Genomic DNA, 12,415 nt, shown 5'->3' with positions numbered 1-12,415 from the left:
CCTTGGGGGCGGAACCCGGTGCTTGGCGGTGTCAGTGCATCAGTAGCTCGTGCTGGTCAGTGTCGGTGGGTGGCTGGTGGTGTCTTGGTGCGGGTCAGTGTCGGTGGGTGGCTGGTGGTGTCTTGGTGCTGGTGTCCCACCTCGTTCCCGGTCACCGCAGGTCACGGTCGTTTGGTGGCGGTGGGTGCTGGTGTAGCGGTGATTAGGACGGGACGGTGTATTCGACTAGCGGCGGGTTGGGCACGTAGGGCGCTGGTTTTGTCACGCCGGTGGCCGCCCAGCCTTCACGTTCGTAGAACCGTCGCGCCCGGGCGTTTTGCTCCAGTACCCACAGGTGCATTTCGCGGCCGCGGTAGGTGCTGCGGGCTTCTGCGATCAGCATGACGCTCAGTCCGGAGCCTTGCATCTGCGGTAGGACCGCGATGTGTTCCAGCCATACGTGGTCGCCGTCCTCGCGGCAGGCGCAGTAGCCGGCCACCACGTGTCGTCGGGGGCGGGTGCCGTCGATGTCGGGGGCGTCTTCGGCGTCGACGGGTTGGCTCACCTCCGCGATCCGGATTCGGAAGGTGGGGTCGGCGAGTTCGGCCGCCCAGCGGTCGCGGACTTGCTGCCGCGGGAAGGGGTACAACTCGGGCGGGAAGATATGTGGAAGTGCAGCCGTATTGGCGATCTCCTCGACCTCGACGAGCACGTCGAGATCCGCGACGGTGGCGTTGCGTAGCCGCGCCACCTCGGGGACGTCGGGGACCGCGGATGATGTTTGGGGCACGGTCTTTTCATCGGCCATGGGCACCCATTGTGTAGGAGCGGCGCCGAACCGGCCCTGTCGGCGGTTGAATATGACTGCGACCGCATAAAATACGCTTACAACGCTGAGGATGTTCCCAGGTCCGCATGTGACGATCGACACATGACATTGCTGCGGATCGCGGCCCTCGGGGGTCTGGTGCGTCTCCTCCTGATGCCGCCATGGGGAGGAAAAGTCGAACCCACGCCTTTGCTATGGGCGCCGGACTGGTTGTGGTTCATCGCCATGTACGGCGGTTGGTTGGTCTTGGGTGTCTGTCTGCTCATGGTCGCCCGTCGCAGCGCGATCCCTGCGATCACGGCGTGGTGTTTGCGTCTGGCTGGGGGTGCAGCGATCGTCTCCGTCCTGACCATGGTGGGGTGGACGCTGGTCATCGCCCATGTGGTCGACAAGTCAGCGAAACCCGAGGGGTGGGCCTTGGTCACCGCTGGGCGCGGCTATCTGGACTGCTTTGTCATTGTTTTCTCCCTGTTGGCGCTGCTGACGGGCGAGATGATGCACCGCTACTACGCGGCCTTGCTGTTGCTGCCTTTTGTGGTCGCTGAGATCGCTGCGATGGCGCTGCTGCGGGTGCCTTTTGTGCCGCCGTCCCGCCTGGTCTGGTCGTTGGCGTCGCTGCTGTCTCCGCATGAGGCGGAGACGATGAGTCCGGTGATGGTGTTGGTGGTCCTCATCGCCGTTCTTGCTGAAGGGGCTTGGCTGGTCGCGCTGGCGATGGCGCACCGGTGTCCGCGTCGTCGCACTCACGACACTCACACTGCCCAGGTCACCCAGACCACCCAGGTCGGCCAGGTCCTTCAGGTCGGGTGAGCGAGGCGGGTCTGTGTGCTGGACGGTCGGGTGAGCGAGGCGGGTCTGTGTGCTGGACGCTGGCATGCGACTGGCGCGGCAGAGCGGCTTAGGCGTCTGAGAGGTGCGCGATGGTGGCTTGGGCGCGGTGCACCATGCCTCCTGCGGCGTGGGGCACGAGGTCGTCGAGGAATGCGTAGCGGCGCCGCAGTGACATCTGGTACGCCGTACCGGCCGGAGTGTCTTTGAGGCGCTGCCACCAGTCGGCGATGTCGCCCCAGCCGGGTGCGGCTAGTGACCCCCCGACTTGTTGCACGGAGAGCGATGAGCACAGGGCCGCGAATGCGAGTCGGTGCGTCAGGGGCCATCCGGCGAGGGTTCCGAGCGTCACTGCTGCGCCAAAGACGTCGCCTGCGCCGGTGGGGTCAATCGCGGTGACTCGAAGCGCGGGGACGCTGGCTTCTTCCCCGGTAGTGGAGTCGTATGCGGACGCGCCGTGTGCGCCATTGGTGACGACGGCGAGGGGGACGCGGTCGGCGAGGGCGTAGAGCGCGTCTTGGGGGCTGTCGGTGCGGGTGTAGGCCATGGCTTCCACGGCGTTGGGCATGAAGGCGTGGCAGCGTCCGAGTGCGTTCAGGATCGTGTCATCCCATCGTTCGGTGGGGTCCCAGCCGACGTCGGCAAAGATGAGCGCTCCAGCTTCGTGGGCGTGATCTGCCCAGGCCACCCCGAGGGATCCGCCGGGATCGTGAGCTGACAGGTCTAGAAGCACCGCTCGGGAACGCGGGGGGTGTCCGATCATGTCGGAGGGGCATTCGGGTTCGGGGTGTCCGTGGGTGATCATGCAGCGGTCGTCTGGGGTGGCGATGGACACGGTGACTGGGGAGTGCCAGTGCGGGTAGCGCTGACTCGCGGTGAGGTCGACTCCTTCTTGCTGGAGGGTGCGCCAGCAGAACTCGCCGTAGTCGTCGTCACTGAACGCAGCTGCTAGGGAGGTGCGCAGTCCGAGGCGGGCGGCAGCGACGGCGAGGTTGGCGATGCCGCCGGGGCACGATCCCATGCCGTCGGCCCATATTTCTTGCCCGCCGTGCGGCATGGCCGGTACGCCGGTGAAGATGATGTCGAGAAACACCATGCCGTGCACAAACAGGTCAATGTCCGGCTGGTCCGGTGCTCTGGTCGCTGCGAGGGGGTCAAATCGGGGGTGTGGGTGTGTCGACGAGCCGCCCATGGGATTCATGGTGGCATTGCTATGGGCGGCTGGTGGTGGACACGCCGGGGCGAAGAATGCGGGTTCTCGCGGAATATTCGTCAATCTAACCTGTCGCAGATCCCCGCTGAAGGTGTGCTGCTACAGCAGAATTCGCAGGGAGGGTCTGCATTGCGATGCGGTCCGGTCAGCTGCCTGCCCGGTATAGGGGTGGGCGGGTCCCGCGACATTGAGGAGCATGACGATGACCACGCCCCACCGCCGTATTCCCGGGCCGGCGATGTCGTCGACGCCGCCGCCGTTGTGGGATCGGCGTGCTGTGCTGGCGGGGGGAGCGGCGTTGGTCGGTGGGTTCCTTGCTGGATGTGGTGCGAATACGGGGCGGGATGGTGGCGCCGGGGGCGCGCCTGCGCGGACGGCGTCTGCCACTGGCCCGAATTTGTCGCAGTGGTATCACCAGTACGGCGAAGCAGGCACGTTGGATGCGGTCCGCCGGTATGCCGCGGATTTCAAAGATGCCCAGATTTCCATTACCTGGAAACCGGGTGATTATGACAATGCGGTCGCGGCGGCATTGCAGACGGACAGTGCGCCGGATGTCTTTGAATACGCCAATGGACCCACCGCAGACATGATTGTGGCCGGTCAGGTCGCTGATCTGACGGATCTGATTGGACCAGCCCGTACGGATCTTGATCCGGCGTTGTTGAAACGGTTCACATTCCAGGGAAAGATCTGGGCGATCCCGCAGGTCATCGATCTTCAAGTGTTGGTCTATCGCAGGTCGATGTTGGACAAGGCGGAAGTCCTCCCGCCACGCACGATGGACGAACTTGTCGCAGCCGTCGACAAACTTGGGACCGATAAGGTCAAGGGTTTGTTCTTGGGTAATGACGGTGGCGCTGGGCTGATGGGCGCGCCGATGCTGCGGTCGTGCGGGGCGGATTTGCTCACTCCAGATGGGAAGATCGCCTTCGACCGGCCTGCTGCCGTGTCAGCGCTGGCTGTGCTGCACCGGTGGTACGCCGACCGAAAAGTGTTGTTGGGTGCGCCTAACGACTGGTTCTCCCCGGATGCGTTCACGCAGGGGTTGACGGCTATGCAGTTCACCGGGATGTGGACGCTGCCCCAGATCAGCAAAGACATTGGCGACGACTTCGGAGTGTTGCCCTGGCCAGCGATGCCTGGGGGGAAAGCTCATGTCCCGGTCGGTGCTTATGGCGCATGTCTGCGCGCGAAGGGGGCACATCTGGATGTCGCTAAGAAATATGCTGCCTGGTTGTGGCTGGACTCGGTGGATCGGCAGGTGGAATTCGCGACGGCGTACGGTCTGCACGTGCCTGCCAGGGCTGCGGCAGTGGACAAAGCCGAACGGTTGCGTGACGGACCGGCGGGGGAGGCGGTGCGGCTGCTCCGGCAGTACGGCGTCCCGCAGGATCACATCTTGTGGACCCCCGCATGTCAGTCAGCTTTCCACGACATGATGGTCCGGGTCGTCAACAAAGGCGCTGACCCTGCGGCGGAGCTAGCGGCGTTGAAAGGTCCTGTCGCCGCTGAATTACGTCGTTTCCCTTCGTGAGCGGCAGGTGGGTGCGCGGCGGGAGAGGGCGCCGGTGGCGGGGCCGCTACGACATGAACCTATGGTTCGTGGTTTTTGTCGGACCCTTCGCGGCGGGGCTGCTGATCTTCGGCTATATCCCGCTGCTGTGGAGCGTGGGATTGTCCTTTTTTGAGGCGCACAACACAGTCACCCCGTCGTGGGATCGATGGGTGGGACTCGGTAATTACGTCGACATGGTGGCGGACCCGGCGTTCCAGGATGCATTGCTGACCTTCGTGGTGTTCGCGGCAGCGATCGTGCCGCTGACGTTCCTCTGCTCATTAGGGGCCGCTCTGCTGTTGCTGCATACCCGGCGGGGTCAAGCTTTCTTCCGCAGTGTGTTCTTCCTGCCCACAGCATGTTCGTACGTCGTGGCAGCGCTGATCTGGAAGATGTCGATCTTCTCCGGGGTGCGTTTTGGCGTGGCCAACACAGTGCTGGCTTGGGGTGGCTTGGACCCGGTGCCGTGGCTGTCCGTCATCGAACCACCCTGGTATTGGATGGTGTTGGTGTCAGCACGTCTGTGGCTGCAGGTGGGTTTCTACATGGTGCTTCTCCTCGCCGGGCTGCACCGCATCGATCCCACCATCTATGAAGCTGCCGCCGTGGATGGCGCCACCGGATGGGCGGCATTTCGTCACGTCACGTTGCCGCTGCTCCGACCCACCAGCATCGCCGTTCTCCTGCTGCTGCTGGTCAACGCCTTCCAAGCCTTCGACGAATTCGTCAACATCCTCGCCACGTTCACCGGCTATCCGCCGTACGCCCGCCCACCGCTGGTCTACCTCTACTACGTGGCCCTGGGGCGTGGACAGGACTTCGGGCACGGCAACGCCGGCGCGATCCTGCTGATCCTCCTGATCGGCGTGATCGCCCTGGCCGGTCGCCGACTCACCCCGGAGTCAGACTGACATGGCGCGCATCCATCCCTCACGCCGCCGCCCGCTGACCATCCAAGGAGCGACCGTTGCCCGCGTGACCGTGCTCACCGTCACCGCAGCACTGTTTCTCCTGCCCTTCGCGCTTCTCCTCCGCAACGCCTTCATGACCACCGCAGAACTCACCGCCCCCGAATGGCACTGGCTGCCCTCCCGATGGAGTCTCGACACCCTGCGGGCCGTGTTCACCGACCCGGCCGTACCCTTCGGGCGGGCCCTGCTGAACTCGATCCTGGTGTGCCTCAGCCACACCGTCGGCGTCGTGGTGATCTCCGGGACCGCGGGATATGGCCTGGCCCGGTTTCCCGTGCCCTACCGACGCACCATCACCGTCCTGCTCACTGCCCCACTGCTCATCCCCGCAGCCCTGACATTCGTGCCGAGCTTCGTGATGGTGTCCACGCTCGGCTGGGTCAGTTCGCTACGCGGACTCGTCATCCCGGGCCTGTTTCAAGCACTCGCAACATTTCTGTTCCGCCAATACTTCCTGACCTTCCCCCGACACCTCGAAGAAGCTGCCGCCCTCGACGGGCTGACCCCATGGGGCACGTTCTGGCGGATCGTGCTGCCCAACTCGTGGGGATTCGTCGCCGCCATCGCCGCCATCACGGCGATCGGATCCTGGAACGCTTTCCTCTGGCCCCTGGTCATCGGCCAAGCACCCGAATCCTGGACCGTGCAAGTCGCGCTCTCGACCTATCTCACCGCGCAAAGCGTGAACCTTCCGGCCCTGTTTACCGCCGCGACCGTCGCAGTCCTCCCCATGCTGGTGCTCTTCCTCGCCCTACAACGACGCATCGTCCACAGCGTGGAACACACCGGGATCACCGGCGACTGACCCTGCCCCACCGTGCGCACCGCACTGATGTACGCCGCAGAACCTGCCCACCGATCAGCACCTCGCTAGACTTCAACACCGGGGATGCAGGGCACCACAGGTGGGGGGAAACACATACAGCGACAACAGTTCTCCACCTCACCTGCCGCCGCGAGCAGACCACCCACCACGTGAACCACCCCGGCACCGCAGGGAGGCCACCACCCTATGAAGCTGACCATCCTCGGCGGCGGCGGATTCCGCGTCCCCCTCATCTACGGCGCCCTCCTCGACGACAGTCACCCCCACAGCGTCGATGACGTGGCCCTCTACGACGTCGACCCCGGACGACTCGCCGTCATCGGCCGCGTCCTCACCCACATGGCCGACGGACCCCACCCCCGCCGGGACGCCGGACGCCCCGCTCCCCGAAGAGAACTCACCACCGACCTCACCACCGCACTCGCCGACGCCGACATCGTGTTTTGCGCCGTACGGGTAGGCGGACTCACTGGGCGGACGTGCGATGAGCGTGTCGCCCTAGAACTGGATGTCCTCGGGCAGGAGACGACTGGTCCCGGTGGGATCGCCTTCGGTCTGCGCACCCTGCCGGTGCTGCAACAGGTCGCCATGGTCACCTCGCAGGTGGCGCCACATGCCTGGTTCCTGAATTTCACCAACCCGGCAGGGATGATCACCCAAGCCCTCGTCCCGATCCTGGGGGATCGGGTGGTGGGGATCTGTGACTCACCAGTCGCGCTAGGACGCCGCGCCGCGATTGCTGCAGGTGCTGACCCGCGTCGCGTGTTCTGTGACTATGCGGGACTGAACCATCTGGGCTGGCTCAACGGTTTATACCTGGATGGACAGGATCTGCTGCCCGATCTGGTCGCCGACCCGAGCCGGGTGCTCAGCATTGAGGAAGGTCGCCTGTTTGGGCCGGAGTGGATTGCCACTCTGGGCGCCATCCCCAACGAATACCTCTACTACTACGACTTCACCCGGGAAGCAGTGACAGCGATTCGCGGCAGCGCCCAGACTCGGGGTGAATTTCTGCTCGACCAACAGAACGCCTTCTATGCCGCCGCGTCTGCCTGCCCAGATGACGCGCTGACGCTGTGGCATGGTGCTCGTCAGGAGCGGGACTCCACCTATTTGGCGGAGGCCCGTCCCCGTCACGAAACTCGCGATGACAAAGACATCGCTGGGGGTGGATATGAAGCGGTGGCCTTGGCGGTGATGACCGCCCTGACCCGAGGGGTGCCTACCACGACCATCCTCAATGTTCCTGCCGGTCGAGTGCTGCCTGGGCTGCCCGCTGATGCTGTGGTGGAGGTGCCATGCCTCGTCGATGCCGCTGGGGTGCACCCCCTTGCTCCCAGTCCGTTGACCGGTCGCATGCTCGGCCTGGTGCAACAGGTCAAAGCCGTCGAAGAGCTGACCATTCGAGCCGCACAGACCCGGTCCCCTCGAGATGCGGTGGCGGCCTTCGCACAGCATCCGCTGGTCGACTCAGTCGGGACCGCGCGGGTGCTGTTTGAAGGCTACCGAGCCCGCAATCCGCTGATTGGAGCTTTGTTTTCCGGCTGAACAGCCAGATCAGTGGGTGCGGCTGTGGAACTCGTAGAACTGCGAGGACTCCTTCTGCCACAACAACACGATCGTGGCAGCGCCGATCAGGACCGAGAGCACTGTCACCGCAATGTTAAGTGCTGGAGTGGGTTTGGTGAACGTCGAAAGCAAGCCCAACACGGAGATGCCAAAGAACACCGAACTCAAGATGCGCGCCCAGGAGCGACCCTTGCCGTTCATCACGGACATCCATATCCACAGTCCAGCGCCGATCAAGCCGCCGATCACGGCGAAGATCACTCCTGTCCACACAGCGGCGTTGACGAGGTCCGTCGTGACTGCAGTGCCTTGCTTGCTCAGCTCCTCTTCTGCGAGGGCGCGGGCAGAGCCGAGCGTCAGTAATCCCACCAGGATCTGGACGAGTGCCATTCCGGCCCCGATGCGCATCAGCAACACGGCGCGGGTGATCGACGCAGGAGGCGCCATCACCTCAGGGGTGTAGTACCCCTGGTTGTACTGAGGTTGCCCATACTGGGGCGCGCCGTACTGAGGCTGTCCGTACTGGGGCTGGCCTTGCGGAGCCTGGCCGAATTGCGGTGTGCCGTAATGCGGCTGACCCTCCGGTGGGGGTCCCGCGTAAGGGTTGTCGCCTGGGGGTGGGAAAGAATTGCTCATGCCAGCCTTCTTTGTCAGGAGAAAAGTGGTGCTTCCGCCATCATTTCAGGTGTGGTCCCGACGTGGGGGGATTGCCTGACATGTGTGTCAACCTGGCTCTGTGCGGCTGTCATCGATAATAGTGGCGCGATTCGTAGAAGGTGCTGGATTCTTTCTGCCACAGGCAGATGACTGCGGCTAGACCGATCGCGAAGAGGATGGCTGCCCCGAGAATCGTGAACAGCCGGGGCTGCTGCACCACCGTGACAAGGTCCAACACGCTTCCCACCCCAAAGAAGGCTGTGCTCATGACGCGCGCCCAGGACCTGCCGCAGGAGTTCATAGCTGCCATCCATACCCACAGCAGCGCGGTGATCACGGACAAGAACACCATGCTGGCCAATACCACCGTCATGATCACGGCGTTTTCGTCCGGGCTTATCGGATCATTCTGGGACACAGCGGGATCCATCATGAGCTGGCGGAGATCATCCAGATAGATAAAGCTCGGCAGCACGTTGAGCATGGTCACCGCTGCCCCGGCGTACATCAACCTCACCGCCCAGGTCAGAGTCATCGGGCGCGGCACCCTGGCGACCGGCTGCCCGGGAGCCTGGGCAGACCATCCCGTTGGTGTGCCCGGAGGGCTCACCCACGGAGTTCCATACGGTTGAGCAGCGTACGGCGGGTTCCCAGAGGGCTGGCCGCCGTACAACGGGTCACCATGATTCGGCGACCAGTACGGCGGTGGATTTCCGTAGGTCGGGGCTAGGTCATACGAGGTGCCATAGGGTGGGGGCGGGGATGGCGCTGGTGAGGGGGAAGGACCTGGAGCTGGTGCACCACCTGGTGGGGGGAACATATCGTTGCTCATCGGACGTCCTTCACAGCGAAACCAGGCGAATCATGTTTTCCCAGAATGGCATCCACATGCGGGAGTGTCCTGAGAAAAAGCTGAGTCGCCCGGAACGCCGTCCCCATATCGCTCGTCAGGGGCGACGAGCCGTGGCATATAAAGTCCGCGCCTGCACAAACGTCGGATCGCTGCGGGCCGACAATTCCACCTCCGCCACATACGACGCCCGAAGCCGAGCCACGTCTTCTTCCGGCACCGCGATCAATTCATGACGGGCCATTCGGGCATGCACCGCCCACGCCTGACTCACATCAGCATCGGTGAAGGGCACCAAGCCTTCGACCACGCCAGCATTAGTGAATCCAGCCCGTTCCAACGCCGCCACACAGGCCTCCGGCGATCCCAACGAAGCAGACGGATCCGGCAGATCCAATCCGTAGGCCCGAGCCCTGGTGCGGAAAAGGCGCCAGGAAGGAGGCTCATCAGCTCGCATCCCGGAGAAAGCCACCAAGCCACCAGGGCGCAACACCCGGAACCACTCAGCGAGCGCCACCTCCACTGGCATATACAGCAGCCCGGCCCCGCAGATCACGACGTCCATACAGGTGTCCGGCAGATACAGATCAGTGCCATCGCACAGCACCACCTCGATCGGCGCGCGCGACGAGGCATCAACGTCAACGACATGCTCCGCGAGGACCGCCAGCATCCCCTCTGAGACATCAACTGCGGTCACCCGGCCGCGCGGGCCGACTGCGCGGGCCACGGCGTCAGCGACGAAACCTGTGCCGGTCGCCACGTCCAGGACCTGCATACCTTCGGTCAGTGGCACCGTGTCGACGAACTGTTCGGCGAAGGCGCGATGCCAGGCGCTGTCCCGGTAGGTTTCAGCCCGGTCGTCGAAGGCTTCCCGCAGAGCGCTGCGCTCGGGGAGGGCCACCACGCTGATCCAGTCGTCGTATCGTCCGGCACGCAATCGGGACTCTTGCACCACCCAGCCGGCGGCACGCACCGCCCGGAAGAACTCTTCCGGGCGCCAGTAGGTGTACCAGCGCAGGGTGCCTAATTTTTCGGTGCTCCACCCCTCGCCATCACCGATCTTCACGCTGCACATCAACACGGTCTCGTCGCCGAGTTCATCGTGCAATCGCCGCAATGCCGGGATCACGTCACGTCGACGCAGGTGCGGCAGGACCGCATTGGCGAAGACGATGTCCCAATCTCCAGGAGGCGGAGCATCACGACGTACGTCGTATCGCACGGCGTCGGGAAAACCGTGAGCTCGCAGGTGCGTGACAAAGCTGCTGGCAGCGTCAGTGGGCTGGACCATCAGGCCCGAATCGCGCAGGAAAGCGGCGTCCTTCCCGCCTGCGGATCCGATCTCCAGAACTCGCGCTCCCGGGGCGATGACCTCGCCGACCATCCCGGCCAGCCATTCGGCGAGGGCGCTGGGCTCGCTGGGGGTGTGTTCGAGGTAGGCCGCGGCGGCGATGTCATAGGCGGCGAGGGTGGTGGTGTTCTCGTCGGCGTTGACAGCCGTGACCGGTGGGGAGATATCGGACGTGTCGACAGCCACGTCTGGGGCGTCCGGTGAGGTCGCTTTCTCATCTGTGCTGTCTGCGGTGGACATCATCGTCACCGGCTTTTCGCTCACGCCTGGCCTTCCGTCGTACGGCTCCTGATGGGGCAGGGGCCGACACTGGTGGTCCCTCGCTCGGCACCGAAAGAGGAACTACCCGTCATGGTGCGTCTAATCCCTCCGAAAAGCCACCCGTTGGCACCATTGGTGCGTTGTATCCCATCTGTCCCGGTGGTCGCTGGGGGGGAAGGAGACTGGGCTGTGAGGGGGCAGACGTCCGGCGACGACCCGCCCCCTCGCAGCGGTCAGCTCTCCGCGGGAGTGGGGATCAACGCCCAGAACCGGGCGCGCAACGCAAACCGGTCCGCTTCAGGGATCTCGTAAATCCCCAACTTGCCGGACAGATCGAGCAGGAGCGCCCGGTCAATGTCAGAAGGGATGGATGGTCTCCCGGCAAACAGTTGTCGACGTTCCTCGTCGCTGGCTGACGCCAGCCAACTCTCCAAGACCCGCTGACACACTCCGTCGATGGCGGCGGCGTCAATGGCGGGGCGGGTCTCCTCCTGGCCATTGCGACCGTGGGAGGGCCGACCTGTTTCGGAACGGAAAACGACCTGTGCGGCAGGTGGCGTGGCGAGAACTGCTGGCGTGGGTGCGCCGCTAGCGGCGGGGGTGCCGCCAGGATGTGACGGTTGGGGGGTGGGGGCACCATTGGGTCGGGTCGCCCGGCGTTGCGCCAACGTCGCCGGGGACGGGACCGTGGAGCTGTCAGAGCTGGTCTGCTCTCCAGGTTTGGGGGCTGCTCCGCCGGGAGGTGACTGCGGGGGGCAGGGGACCACTCCCGGCGGGACCAACCGGGTGACTTGGCGGACATTCTGGTCGATGGTGTCGGCATCGATGAGGATCATGCCGTCGGCTTCCCGCACCATGTTGGCGGCCACACCGTGGGGGGTGTGATCGGGATTCGGCACGGCTAGTAGGACGACCTGGACGCCATCGCTTTGGGCTTCTTCGACGGCTTCAGTGAGGTCGTCGTCCCCGCAAATCAGATAGATGGTGTCGACGATGCGGTTTCGGGCGTGACTGACCAGGTCTAGGCCCAACCGCAGGTCGACACCTTTTTGCTCACCGGACGGCGAGAGCCTGCCCAGCCTCAATTTCACATGTGGCAATTGTCCTATTGCTCGTTGGGTGGCATCGAGGCGGCCGTCTGGGTCGGACACGCAGTCGTACCAGTTGACCCGCAGGAGCGGGAGTCCACTATGGGTCTGGGCCTGGTTGATCAATCCCTCGATGAGTCCCTGGTGGTCGATCGTGACTCCAGTACGCAGCGAGGTCCCGGTGACACGGGTCGCCGTGGCGGCGTACAGGTATCCGGCATCGACATAGACGGCGCAATAGGATCGCATGGCTGTCAGGCTGCCACGGAATGGCGCTGGGGTCCCGTGGACTCGCGGATCAGCCCGATCGATGGGCGGTGTGGGGCAGCCGATGGGCGTGCTGAGATGGCCGGTCGACCGCGCACGAGGGACAAGCGCGGTCGACCCTCACCGCGTCCGGGATCGACCCGACCGGAGTGAGCGTCCCGGAAG

General features: G+C 64.4%; 11 protein-coding genes. 5 read left to right on the top strand and 6 right to left on the bottom strand.

The genetic code is table 11. The annotated features are described in order from the left end of the window. Positions 1-202: 202 nt before the first annotated feature. Positions 203-787, bottom strand: a complete 585-nt coding sequence (locus KEM60_RS15510; RefSeq protein WP_219108898.1) for a GNAT family N-acetyltransferase — start codon at positions 785-787, stop codon at positions 203-205. Between the two features lie 123 nt (positions 788-910). Here KEM60_RS15510 and KEM60_RS15505 point away from each other — a divergent pair, with 123 nt between their 5' ends. Further along, positions 911-1,618, top strand: coding sequence for a hypothetical protein (locus tag KEM60_RS15505; RefSeq protein ID WP_219108895.1), 708 nt, complete (start codon positions 911-913; stop codon positions 1,616-1,618). A gap of 88 nt (positions 1,619-1,706) precedes the next feature. Here the strand turns inward: KEM60_RS15505 and KEM60_RS15500 are convergent, their stop codons facing one another. Further along, a complete protein-coding gene (locus KEM60_RS15500; RefSeq protein WP_219108891.1) occupies positions 1,707-2,828 on the bottom strand; it encodes a carbohydrate kinase family protein in 1,122 nt (373 codons plus the stop codon). A gap of 223 nt (positions 2,829-3,051) precedes the next feature. Here KEM60_RS15500 and KEM60_RS15495 point away from each other — a divergent pair, with 223 nt between their 5' ends. The 4 genes from KEM60_RS15495 to KEM60_RS15480 all read left to right on the top strand — a co-directional run bounded on the left by KEM60_RS15495 (position 3,052) and on the right by KEM60_RS15480 (position 7,752). Then, on the top strand, positions 3,052-4,386 hold the full coding sequence (locus tag KEM60_RS15495; protein WP_255574732.1) for an ABC transporter substrate-binding protein: 1,335 nt from the start codon (positions 3,052-3,054) through the stop codon (positions 4,384-4,386). Between the two features lie 53 nt (positions 4,387-4,439). After that, positions 4,440-5,318 carry a carbohydrate ABC transporter permease gene (locus tag KEM60_RS15490; RefSeq protein ID WP_219108889.1) on the top strand — a complete coding sequence of 293 codons (879 nt, stop codon included), beginning with the start codon at positions 4,440-4,442 and terminating at the stop codon, positions 5,316-5,318. A gap of 1 nt (position 5,319) precedes the next feature. Continuing rightward, the gene (locus tag KEM60_RS15485; protein ID WP_219108887.1) at positions 5,320-6,183 is read left to right on the top strand and encodes a carbohydrate ABC transporter permease; all 864 of its coding nucleotides are present in this window, start codon (positions 5,320-5,322) and stop codon (positions 6,181-6,183) included. 207 nt (positions 6,184-6,390) lie between these two features. After that, positions 6,391-7,752, top strand: coding sequence for a 6-phospho-beta-glucosidase (locus KEM60_RS15480; RefSeq protein WP_219108886.1), 1,362 nt, complete (start codon positions 6,391-6,393; stop codon positions 7,750-7,752). A gap of 9 nt (positions 7,753-7,761) precedes the next feature. Here the strand turns inward: KEM60_RS15480 and KEM60_RS15475 are convergent, their stop codons facing one another. The 4 genes from KEM60_RS15475 to KEM60_RS15460 form a co-directional block, all read right to left on the bottom strand. Beyond that, complete coding sequence (locus KEM60_RS15475) at positions 7,762-8,409, bottom strand: hypothetical protein (protein ID WP_219108885.1); 648 nt, start codon at positions 8,407-8,409, stop codon at positions 7,762-7,764. Between the two features lie 109 nt (positions 8,410-8,518). Next, complete coding sequence (locus KEM60_RS15470) at positions 8,519-8,965, bottom strand: hypothetical protein (RefSeq protein WP_219108883.1); 447 nt, start codon at positions 8,963-8,965, stop codon at positions 8,519-8,521. 412 nt (positions 8,966-9,377) lie between these two features. Further along, the gene (locus KEM60_RS15465) at positions 9,378-10,898 is read right to left on the bottom strand and encodes a methyltransferase domain-containing protein (RefSeq protein WP_219108881.1); all 1,521 of its coding nucleotides are present in this window, start codon (positions 10,896-10,898) and stop codon (positions 9,378-9,380) included. Between the two features lie 230 nt (positions 10,899-11,128). Further along, positions 11,129-12,232 carry an NYN domain-containing protein gene (locus tag KEM60_RS15460; protein WP_219108879.1) on the bottom strand — a complete coding sequence of 368 codons (1,104 nt, stop codon included), beginning with the start codon at positions 12,230-12,232 and terminating at the stop codon, positions 11,129-11,131. Positions 12,233-12,415: the final 183 nt, after the last annotated feature.

This window comes from Austwickia sp. TVS 96-490-7B (assembly GCF_019331795.1).
Lineage (GTDB): Bacteria > Actinomycetota > Actinomycetes > Actinomycetales > Dermatophilaceae > Austwickia.
The sequence above is the reverse complement of the archived record's forward strand: the minus strand, read 5'-3'. Positions and strand labels throughout refer to the sequence as shown.